This is a genomic window from Thermus sp. (assembly GCF_039793865.1).
In the GTDB taxonomy this organism is placed as follows: domain Bacteria; phylum Deinococcota; class Deinococci; order Deinococcales; family Thermaceae; genus Thermus.
The window spans coordinates 1-8,997 of record NZ_JBAMMI010000023.1; the positions used below are offsets into that span (position 1 = coordinate 1).

General features: G+C 69.7%; 11 protein-coding genes. 6 read left to right on the plus strand and 5 right to left on the minus strand.

The window, feature by feature from the left end; all coding sequences use genetic code 11:
- Together ABJK26_RS02200 and ABJK26_RS02205 are read right to left on the minus strand one after the other, a co-directional pair.
- The coding region (locus tag ABJK26_RS02200; RefSeq protein WP_347240578.1) for an FAD-binding protein at window positions 1-944 on the minus strand (944 nt) is incomplete at its 3' end.
- Window positions 945-953: 9 nt separating this feature from the next.
- Entirely contained in the window at window positions 954-1,412 is a 459-nt protein-coding gene (locus tag ABJK26_RS02205; RefSeq protein ID WP_347240579.1) for a hypothetical protein, read from the minus strand.
- Between the two features lie 72 nt (window positions 1,413-1,484).
- On the opposite strand from ABJK26_RS02205, the gene ABJK26_RS02210 reads away from it, so the two are divergent.
- On the plus strand, window positions 1,485-1,937 hold the full coding sequence (locus ABJK26_RS02210; protein ID WP_347240580.1) for an EVE domain-containing protein: 453 nt from the start codon (window positions 1,485-1,487) through the stop codon (window positions 1,935-1,937).
- Here the strand turns inward: ABJK26_RS02210 and ABJK26_RS02215 are convergent.
- The gene (locus ABJK26_RS02215) at window positions 1,912-3,132 is read right to left on the minus strand and encodes a type II secretion system F family protein (protein WP_347240581.1); all 1,221 of its coding nucleotides are present in this window, start codon (window positions 3,130-3,132) and stop codon (window positions 1,912-1,914) included. The two genes, ABJK26_RS02210 and ABJK26_RS02215, sit on opposite strands and share 26 nt — an antisense overlap.
- Between ABJK26_RS02215 and ABJK26_RS02220 the strand changes: the two genes are divergently transcribed.
- Both ABJK26_RS02220 and scpB read left to right on the plus strand, forming a co-directional pair.
- Window positions 3,131-3,718 (plus strand): L-threonylcarbamoyladenylate synthase, encoded by a 588-nt coding sequence (locus ABJK26_RS02220; protein ID WP_347240582.1) that lies wholly within the window; start codon window positions 3,131-3,133, stop codon window positions 3,716-3,718. The two genes, ABJK26_RS02215 and ABJK26_RS02220, sit on opposite strands and share 2 nt — an antisense overlap.
- Window positions 3,719-3,721: 3 nt before the next feature.
- On the plus strand, window positions 3,722-4,252 hold the full coding sequence (scpB, locus tag ABJK26_RS02225) for an SMC-Scp complex subunit ScpB (protein WP_347240583.1): 531 nt from the start codon (window positions 3,722-3,724) through the stop codon (window positions 4,250-4,252).
- On the opposite strand, the gene ABJK26_RS02230 is transcribed toward scpB, so the two are convergent.
- Window positions 4,199-5,278: a PIG-L family deacetylase gene (locus ABJK26_RS02230; RefSeq protein ID WP_347240584.1), complete on the minus strand. Its 1,080-nt coding sequence runs from the start codon at window positions 5,276-5,278 to the stop codon at window positions 4,199-4,201. The two genes, scpB and ABJK26_RS02230, sit on opposite strands and share 54 nt — an antisense overlap.
- A gap of 23 nt (window positions 5,279-5,301) precedes the next feature.
- On the opposite strand from ABJK26_RS02230, the gene ABJK26_RS02235 reads away from it, so the two are divergent.
- Entirely contained in the window at window positions 5,302-5,925 is a 624-nt protein-coding gene (locus ABJK26_RS02235) for a GNAT family N-acetyltransferase (RefSeq protein ID WP_347240585.1), read from the plus strand.
- Here ABJK26_RS02235 and ABJK26_RS02240 read toward each other — a convergent pair.
- A complete protein-coding gene (locus ABJK26_RS02240) occupies window positions 5,922-6,245 on the minus strand; it encodes a heavy metal-binding domain-containing protein (protein ID WP_347240586.1) in 324 nt (107 codons plus the stop codon). The genes ABJK26_RS02235 and ABJK26_RS02240 overlap by 4 nt on opposite strands.
- Before the next feature lie 17 nt (window positions 6,246-6,262).
- On the opposite strand from ABJK26_RS02240, the gene ABJK26_RS02245 reads away from it, so the two are divergent.
- Complete coding sequence (locus ABJK26_RS02245) at window positions 6,263-8,464, plus strand: DEAD/DEAH box helicase (protein WP_347240587.1); 2,202 nt, start codon at window positions 6,263-6,265, stop codon at window positions 8,462-8,464.
- 50 nt (window positions 8,465-8,514) lie between these two features.
- The gene (locus ABJK26_RS02250; protein ID WP_347240588.1) at window positions 8,515-8,925 is read left to right on the plus strand and encodes a hypothetical protein; all 411 of its coding nucleotides are present in this window, start codon (window positions 8,515-8,517) and stop codon (window positions 8,923-8,925) included.
- Window positions 8,926-8,997: the final 72 nt, after the last annotated feature.

Sequence of the window (8,997 nt, forward strand, 5' to 3'; positions counted from 1 at the left end):
GCCCGCCAGAGGGCCTCGGCCTCCGCCTCGCTTTTCGCGCGGACCACCTCGGCCCCGTGGCGGCGGGCGCTTTCCTCCACCAGGGAGAGCTCCTCGTCCACGAGGTCCGCCTCCTCCCCGTCCGTTTCCACCAGAAGAAGGGCCCGGTCCCGGGGAAGGCCCATCCTCAGGTAGTCCTCCACGGCGTTCGCGCAGGCGGGGTCCATGAACTCCATGCGGGCGGGCACGGCTCCCAGGGCCACCGCCTCGGAGACCGCCTCGGCCAGGGGTTCCACCCCCGGGAAGTGGGCCAGGAGCGCGGCCCGGTACCGGGGCAAGGGGAGGAGCCTAAGCCGCGCCCCCGTGATGAGGCCCAAGGTCCCCTCCGAGCCGATGAGGAGGCCGGGGAGGTCGTAGGCGTCCCGCCCCAAGCGCTGGACCTCCCCCAGGGCGTCCACCCACTCCAGCTCCAAAACGTAGTCCCCCGTGACCCCGTACTTGAAGCAGAGGGGCCCCCCGGCGTTTTCCCCCAGGTTGCCCCCCAGGGTGCTGGTGCGGTAGGAGGCGGGGTCTGGGGGGTAGAAGAGGCCGAAGGGCCTGGCCTCTTCGGAGATGCGGGCGGTGGTCACCCCGGGCTCGGCCCAGGCCGTCTGGGTGTGGGGGTCCACCTCCAGGCGGGCCATCCGGGTGAAGGCCACCACGAGGGCCTCCCCCAGGGGCACCGCCCCCCCGGAAAGCCCGCTCCCCGCCCCGCGGGGGACGAGGGGCACCCCGTACCTCCGGCTTAGGCGCACGAGGGCCTGCACCTCCGCCGTGGACTCCGGGAGGACCACGGCCAAGGGCGTTGCTCCTTCCCGGATGGCGTCGTAGCGGTAGACCTCCCTCTCGGGGCGGGAGAGGAGGGCCCGGGGGCCGAAAAGCGCCTTGAGCTCGTCCAGAATCCCTTGCGCCCGGGAAAGCGCCATAAGCCTAGGCTACCAGGAGGGGTCGCAAAAGGACGTGGAGTCGGGCCTCACCCCGTTAACGGCGCCCACGTAAGGCCCCAAGATCCCATCCCGCACCCCCCGGACCCAAAGACGCCTATCGGGCAGAGGCTCCGCCCTGATGCCCTGCACCCCAACGCCCCCCAGCACCCGGCCCTCGGGGCTCACCGTGAGGAAGCCCCGGACCTCGAGGCCGGAGAAAGGCCCCTTCAGGTAGAAGGCTTCCTCCGCCGAGGCCGCGGAAGGGGGGGTCCCATCGGGCACCCAGTAAAACCAAAGCCCGTCCACCCAGCCCTCCAGGGCAAGGCGGTAATCCAGCTGGGTGTTCCCTTGCGTGCAGTAGGTGGGCTGGGTCTCCAAGCGCAGGATCCGGTAAGGGGAGCGCACCTCCACCGTCAGGGTACAGGCAGCGAGCAAGAGGCCGATTCCCCAAAGCCCCAAGGCGCGCATACTTCCAACCATAGCCTCTTCCAGGGCCCCGGCAAGTGGGAAGCGGGTAAACCTCCCTTTAGACTGCGAAGCATGGCTTACTGGCTCCTGAAGTCCGAACCCCAGGTGTACGGCATCGCAGACCTGGAGCGGGAAGGCCGGGCCATCTGGGACGGGGTGCGGAACTACCAGGCGCGAAACTACCTGATGCGGATGAGAGAGGGCGACCTCTGCTTCTTCTACCACTCCAGCGCCACCCCCCCGGGGATCGCCGGGCTCTGCCAGGTGGTGCGGACCCTCCTCCCCGACCCCAGCCAGTTTGACCCGGAAAGCCCCTACTACGACCCCAAGGCCACGCCGGAGAAGCCTCGCTGGTACACGGTGGAGGTGGCCTTCGTGGAGAAGTGGCCCCTCCTTCCCCTCCAAGAGCTCAAGGCCCTCTTTCCCAAGGACCACCCCCTGGTAAAGAGGGGAAACCGGCTTTCCGTGATGCCGGTCCCCCCGGAGGTGGCGGAGGCCCTTATTGCGCGGAGAGGCTCCCGATGATCTTGAAGAGGGGCAGGAACATCCCGGCCACGATCATCCCCACGATGACGCCCAGGAAGATGATCATGAGGGGCTCAATGGCCGCGGTGAGGCTCGCCACCGCCTCGTCCACCTCCCGCTCGTAGAAGTCGGCAATTTTGTTGAGCATGGTGTCCAAGGCCCCCGTCTCCTCGCCGATGGCCACCATGGAGCTCACCATGGGGGGAAAGACGAAGGGGTGCTGGGCCAGGGTGAGGTTCAAGGGGTCGCCCTGCTGGATCTTCAGCTTGGCCTGCTCCACGATCTCCTCCACCACGCTGTTGCCCGCCGTCCCCTTGGTGATGTCCAAGGACTCCACGATGTTCACGCCGCTAGAGAGGAGGAGGGCCAGGGTGCGGGAGAAGCGGGCCACGGCGGTCTTGCGGTTGAGGTTGCCGAACACCGGCATCCTGAGCTTGATGCGGTCAATGACCTTCCGCCCCTGGGGGGTGCCGTAGTACCAGCGGTAGGCGAAGAAGAGGCCCACGGCGAGGGGGAGAAGGAGCAGGGTGGCCGCCCGCAAGAAGTTGGAGAGGGCGATGAGGAAGCGGGTGAGGAGGGGGAGCTCCGAGCCCAAGTCGGTGAGGATCTGGGCGAACTGGGGCACGATGCCCGTGAGGAGGAAGTAGGCCACGCCCACGGCGAAGACGAAGACGATGACCGGGTAGGTCATTGCGCTCTGGATCTTGCCCCTGAGCTCCAGCTCCTTCTCCAGGAAGCTCGCCAGGCGGTCCAGGATGGCGTCCAGGCCGCCCGAGGTCTCCCCCGCCCGCACCAGGTTCACGTAGAGGCGGGAGAAAAGCTTGTGCTTGGCGAGGGCGTCGGAGAAGGCCGTGCCCCCTTCTATGTCGGCGCGCACCTGCTTGAGGATCTCCCGGAACTTCTTGTTCTCGGTTTGCCGCTCCAGGATGGCCAGGGACTGGAGGAAAGTGAGGCCCGCCCCCAGCATGGTGGCAAGCTGCCGGGAAAAGATGGTGAGGTCCTTGAGGCCCGGGCCCCGCTCCAAAGCGGGGAGGCGCACCTCGGCCCTCAGGCCCCGCCCAGGCTCCTTGATCTCGGCCACGAAGAGGCCCCGGTCGCGGAGGAGCCTCGCGGCGGTGCGGAGGTCCTCGGCCTCAATGGTGGCCTCCACCAGACGGCCCTGGCGGTCCCGGGCCTTATACTGATAGACCGGCATGGAAGCAGTATACCAGGAGGCCTTGGGCAAAGCGGCGGAGACCCTCAAGGGAGGGGGCTTGGTGGCCTTTCCCACGGACACGGTCTGGGGAGTGCTCGCCCTCATGGAGGACGAGGCCGCCTGCAAGAGGATCTACGAGGTCAAGGGTAGGCCCGAGGAGAAGCCCCTCCAGGTGCTGGTGGCGGACCTGGAAAGCGCCCTGAGGCTTGCCGACCTCGAGCCCTTGGAGGAGAAGTTCTTGCGCCTGGCGGAGGCCTTCTGGCCCGGGGGGCTCACCGTGGTGGTCCCGGGGAAGGGCATCCCCCCCTGGATCAGCAAGGACGGCTCCGTGGGCCTCAGGATGCCGGACCACGCCCTCCTGCGGGAGCTCCTCCGCCGCGTGGGGGGGCACGCCGCCGCCACGAGCCTAAACCAAAGCGGCGAGCCCCCGGTGAGAAGCGAGGCCGAGGCCCGGGCCTTCGCCGTGGACTTCGTCTTTCCGGGGGAGGCGGGAGGGCTGGCCTCCAGCGTGGTGGACCTGCGCACGGGGGAGGTCCTGCGGGAAGGGGCGGTCCCCAAGGAGGCCCTTCTCGCCTACCTCCGGTAGGCCATGGAGGAAGCCCCGAGCCTCAAAACCCTCCTCCTCGCCGTCCTCTTCGCCGCGGGGAGGCCCGTGGCCCTCAAGGAGCTTAGGGCCCTAGGCCACCCCGAGGAAGCCATCCTCCGCGCCCTCGAGGCCCTGGAGAAGGACCTCGAGGCCGGCCACCTGGGCGTGGCCTTGGAGCGGGTGGCGGGGGGGTGGCGGCTCGTGGTCCACCCCCAGGCCTTGGATGCGGTGGAGCGCGTCCTCAAACCCTCCCCGCCCAGGCTCTCCCGGGCGGCCCTCGAGGTCCTGGCCCTCATCGCCTACCACCAGCCCGTGACCCGGGCGGAGCTTGAGGCCATGCGGGGCAAAAGCGCCGAAGGGATCCTGGAAAGCCTCCTGGAACGGGGGCTCATCCGGGTGGTGGGAGAGAAGGAGGCTCCCGGCCGCCCCAAGCTCTACGGCACCACGGAGCGCTTCCTGGAGGTCTTCGGCCTGGAAAGCCTAGAGGACCTCCCGCCCCTCGAGGGCGGCCCACCCCTCCTCCTCCGCGGCTAAGGCCTCCTTAGCGGGAACGGGAAGGGGGCTGAAAAGCTCGTTGCGGCGGACGAAGGCGAGGAGGAAGCGCGAGAGAAGCCGCATCTGGCTTTTGTGGGCGCGGATGGCCTTTTCCTTGAGGCGCACCTCTTCCTGGGTGAGGGGAAAGCGCCGCCACGGAAGCCCCCTCCCCCTGGGCGGGGGGTAGAGGGGAAGCTTGGGGTGGAGGCCCTTGGGCAGGGGGTACTGGTAGCCCCCGTGGATGAGGTAGTACTCCAGGCGGCCCTCGAGGCCCAAAAAGGCCGCCGCTTGCATGCCGAAGTAGGCCGTGGCCTGGTGGTCCCGGTGGGCGTCTAAGGGGCTTGGCAGGAGGATCCAGGTGGGCCTAAGGCGCTCCAGAAGCTCCACCAAGGTGGCCTCCAGCGCCTTCCCCGTGTAGGGAAGCCCAAGGCGGTAGCACCCCGGGTAGGCCACGGCCTTGAGGCCCGTGTAGGGGCTCTCGTAGGGGAGGTAGTAGTGGGTGGTGAAGAGGGCGAAGAGGCCCTGGTCCGGGAAGCCCAGAAAATGGGCGCTCTCCCGGGGAAGGCCTAAGGCCTCGAGGCCCCGCCAGGCCTCCACCATCCGCCTCAGGGCCAGGCGGCGCATGGCCTCCTGGGAAGGCAGGGGGCTCCCCGCCGCCAGGTCAAAGGCGTCCCCCGAGGTGAGGTAGACCACGCTCACCCTTCCTCCTTTCTCCAAAACCCGGCGCATAAGCCCCCCTGCCGCCAACACCTCATCGTCGGGATGGGGGGCGAGCACGAGGAGGTGCTCCCTTTCCCCAGGCCCCGGAAAGAGGGGCAGGCGGCGCGCCCGGGCCGAGGAGAGGAGGGCGTGGTAGTAGGCGAAGACGAAACGGCCGTTGATGAAAGCCCAAACCCCCAAGGCGGCCAGGATCACCAGAAGGCGCTCGGTCCAAAGAAGCCCCAGCCAAATCCTCAGGGCCTCCCCCACGCTCAAGTAGAGGAGGAAGAGGAGGAGAAGCCACGGCCACGGGGCCAGACGGCGCACGAAGGCCATTCTAAACTGGAGGGGTGGCCACCCTGCGCCCGGCCCGCCCGGAGGACCTTCCCGCCATCGCCCGGCTATCCCACAAGACCCTCCTCCTGGGCCGGGAAGGCTCCCAGGTCTTCCCCAGCGAGGCCCTCTGGGGAGAGCTTTTCGTAGCCCCCTACCTAAGGGCCGGGTGCTGCTCCTTGGTGGCCGAGGAGGGGGGCCAGGTGGTGGGGTACATCCTGGGGGCCTGCGCCAGCCTTCCCCTGGCCCTGGCCCTCCTCGCCCGGTTGCCGGGGGTCCTCCTCCGCTTCCTTCTAGGGGGCTACGGCCCCAGGCTTCCCCACCTCCGCTACCTCCTCCGCCTCCTCCTCTTCCCGGGACCCCGGGCCCCCAAGGACCGCTACCCCGCCCACCTCCACATCGCCGTGGACCCCAAGGCCCAAGGACGGGGCCTCGGCAGGGCTCTCCTCGCCACTTTTCTGGACTGCATGAGGGAAAAGGGAGTCAGGGGGGTACAGCTTTCCACCACCCGGGCCAACCAGGCGGCCCGCGGGCTCTACCGGAGCCTGGGCTTCCGGGTCTACGCCAAGCGGGCGAGCCCCTTCTGGGCCCCCTACCTGGGCCGCCCCGTGATCCACGAGGTGTGGGTGAAGGGGTTTTAGGAGGAAAGCTTCACGGCGGTGCCGCTGGCGGTGACCATGAGCATGGAGTTGTTCGAGCCCAGGACCTCGTAGTCCACGTCCACGCCCACCACGGCGTCGGCGCCCAAGCGGAGGGCGGCCTCCGCCAGCTCTAGAAGGGCCGTCTCCCGGGCCCGCCGAAGCTCCGCCTCGTAAGCCCCGCTCCGCCCCCCCACGATGTCCCGCACCCGGGCGAAGATGTCCCGGAGGATGTTGGCCCCCACGATGGCCTCCCCAAAGACGATACCCAAGTAAGCCGTGATCTTCCTCCCCTGGACCTCTTGGGTGGTGGTGAGGATCATGCCCCCATAATAAGGGGGTGCTACCCGAGGCCCTTCGGGGGTTTTCCAGCTACCGGGAGTGGCTGGAGACGGAGGCGGAGTTCCGGGGGCGCATCGTCTTCGCCCGCCTCCTCCCCAGGAAGCCCCCGAGGCCCGCTCCCTGCCAGGGGGCCTTCGCCGGGGTGGTGCGGGCGCTGGGCCTAAAGCCCTTCGCCCACCAGGCGGTGGCCCTAAGGGAGGTGGAGGCCGGGAGGAACGTGGTCATGGCCTACTCCACCGCCGCCGGGAAGAGCTTGGTGTTCCAGGTGCCGGTGCTAAAGGCGGCCCTGGAAGGGGGAACCAGCCTCCTCCTCTTCCCCACCAAGGCCCTGGCCCACGATCAGCTCAGGCGCCTTAAGGAGATGGCCCAGGCCCTGGGGGTAGAAGGGGTCTTCCCTTACGACGGGGACACCCCAGCCTCCACCCGCAAAGCCGCCCGGGAGCGGGGCCTCGTCCTCCTCTCCAACCCCGACATGCTCCACTTCGGCCTCCTGCCCCGGCACGGGGAGTGGGCCTCCTTCCTCTCCCGCCTCCGCTACCTGGTCCTGGACGAGCTCCACGCCTACCGGGGGGTCTTTGGCACCCACGTGGCCTTGGTCCTCTTCCGCCTCCTGCGCCTGGCCCGCCACTACGGGGCGAGCCCCCAGGTCATCGCCGCCAGCGCCACCATCCAAAACCCCAAGGCCCACGCCGAAACCCTCACCGGCCTCCCCTTCGTGGAGCTTCGGGAAGAGGTGGCCCGTTCGGAAAGGGAGCTCCTCGTCTTCCTGCCCAAGCCCCTGGACCGCAAGGGGGAGCGCAGGCGGAGCCCCCTCCTCGAGGCCGCCTACCTGGCCAGGACCTTGGCGGAAGGGGGCTTGAGGGCCCTGGTCTTCGCCAACAGCCGCAAGGCGACGGAGCTCATCGCCCGCTACGCCGCCCACCCCGCCGTGCGCCCCTACCGGGCGGGCTACACCGCCAAGGACCGGAGAAGGCTGGAGGAGGCCCTAAAAAAGGGAGAGGTGCGGGTTCTGGTCTCCACCAGCGCCCTGGAGCTCGGGGTGGACATCGGGGAGCTGGACGCCGTGGTGCTCGTGGGCTACCCGGGCTCGGTGGCGGGCTTCTGGCAGCGGGCGGGGCGGGCGGGCCGGGGAGAACGGCGGGCTTTGGTGGTCTTCATCCCCCGGGAGGACCCCCTGGACGAGTACTTCCTCCACCACCCCCACCTCCTCCTGCAAAGCCCCCCGGAGGAGGCCGTGGCCGACCCCCAAAACCCCGTCCTCTGCCCCCTCCACCTCCACGCCGCCGCCTGGGAGCGGCCCCTGGCGCGGGAGGAGGTCCTGTGCGGGGAAGCCCTGCGGGAGCTCAAGGAGAAGGACGGGCGCTACTACACCCCCAAAAAGCGCCCCCACCAGGAGCTTAGCCTCCGGGGCCTTGGGGCCACCTTCACCCTAAGGGGGCCGGAAGGGGAGGTCCTGGGCCACCTGGACGAGCGCCAGGCCTACTGGGAGGCTCACCCCGGGGCCATCTACCTGCACCAGGGGGAGAGCTACCTGGTGAGGAACGTGGACCTAGGGAGGCGGGAGGTCTGGCTTCTCCCCGCCCTGGAGGACTACTACACCGAGCCCCGGGCGGAGACCGACCTGGAGGTGCTCTCGGGGGAGCCCGTGGGCCACGGGGTCTACGTGGGGAAGGTGGTCCTGCGGGAGCGGGTGGTGGGGTACGTGAAGAAGCGCTTCTTCACGGGGAGCGTCCTGGAGGAGGTGCCCCTGGACCTGCCCGAGATCGCCTTCCCCACAGAGGCCCTCTGGTTCCACCCCGAGGTGGCGGTCCCCCTTCACCGGGTGCCCGGGGGCATCCACGCCCTGGAGCACGCCATGATCGGTCTCCTCCCCCTCTTTGTCCTGGCGGAGCGGCAGGACATCGGGGGGCTCTCCTACCCCTTCTACCCCAGGCCCCTGCCCTCGGCGGGCGGGGCCACGGTCTTCATCTACGACGGCTACCCGGGCGGGGTGGGCTACGCCCGGGCCGCCGCCCGGCGCTTCCCGGAGTGGCTCAGGGCCACCCTGGAGCTCCTCAAGGCCTGCCCGTGCGAGGCGGGGTGCCCCCGGTGCGTTCTCTCCCCCAAGTGCGGCAACGGCAACCAGTACCTGGACAAGGAGGCCGCCCTCCTCCTCGCCGCCCGCCTCGTCCTCTCCCTCCCGGCCCGGGTGGCGCACTGAGCCCCGAGCGGTGTTGCGGGCTCCGGGCCTGGGCGCGTAAACTTTTGCCCATGACCAGCCCAAAGCGGGCCATAGAGGAAAGCCCCGAGGCCTTCTACCAGCGCTTCCGGACCCACGCCCTCGAGGTCTACCTCTTCCCCGAGCCCTGGGGAAGCCCCCTGGTGGAGGTCCTTTGCGGGGACCAGGTGGTCTACGCCTTTGACCGGGGGGCTCCCCCGGCCCCCGCCGGGCCGGTGCGGGTCCTCTTCCACGGGGTGGTGCGGGCGGCGAGGCCCCTGGCGCGGGCCCCCTTCCTGGAAAGGGAGGGGGCGGCCTACCGCCTGGGGGGGCGGGCCCGGCCGCTCGGGGAGGGCTTCTACCTCCTGGAGGCCCCCGTGCCCGTGGTGGTGCACGCCCAAGAGCCCCTCCCCCCTCTGGCCGAAGTCCTGCTCTGGCCCCCCTTGATGCTCTTCCGGGAGTGAGGGGGCCCTTGGGAGCGCCGGGTGGCCTGAGATGCGGTGCGCCTGCGGCCAGAAGAACCCCCCCGAGGCCCG

What these genes read in the sequence shown, in the direction of transcription:
- ABJK26_RS02205 (WP_347240579.1), bottom strand. Translation starts at nt 1,412, where the DNA reads ATGCGCGCCTTGGGGCTTTGGGGAATCGGCCTCTTGCTCGCTGCCTGT.
- ABJK26_RS02210 (WP_347240580.1), top strand. Translation starts at nt 1,485, where the DNA reads ATGGCTTACTGGCTCCTGAAGTCCGAACCCCAGGTGTACGGCATCGCA.
- ABJK26_RS02220 (WP_347240582.1), top strand. Translation starts at nt 3,131, where the DNA reads ATGGAAGCAGTATACCAGGAGGCCTTGGGCAAAGCGGCGGAGACCCTC.
- ABJK26_RS02215 (WP_347240581.1), bottom strand. Translation starts at nt 3,132, where the DNA reads ATGCCGGTCTATCAGTATAAGGCCCGGGACCGCCAGGGCCGTCTGGTG.
- scpB (WP_347240583.1), top strand. Translation starts at nt 3,722, where the DNA reads ATGGAGGAAGCCCCGAGCCTCAAAACCCTCCTCCTCGCCGTCCTCTTC.
- ABJK26_RS02240 (WP_347240586.1), bottom strand. Translation starts at nt 6,245, where the DNA reads ATGATCCTCACCACCACCCAAGAGGTCCAGGGGAGGAAGATCACGGCT.
- ABJK26_RS02250 (WP_347240588.1), top strand. Translation starts at nt 8,515, where the DNA reads ATGACCAGCCCAAAGCGGGCCATAGAGGAAAGCCCCGAGGCCTTCTAC.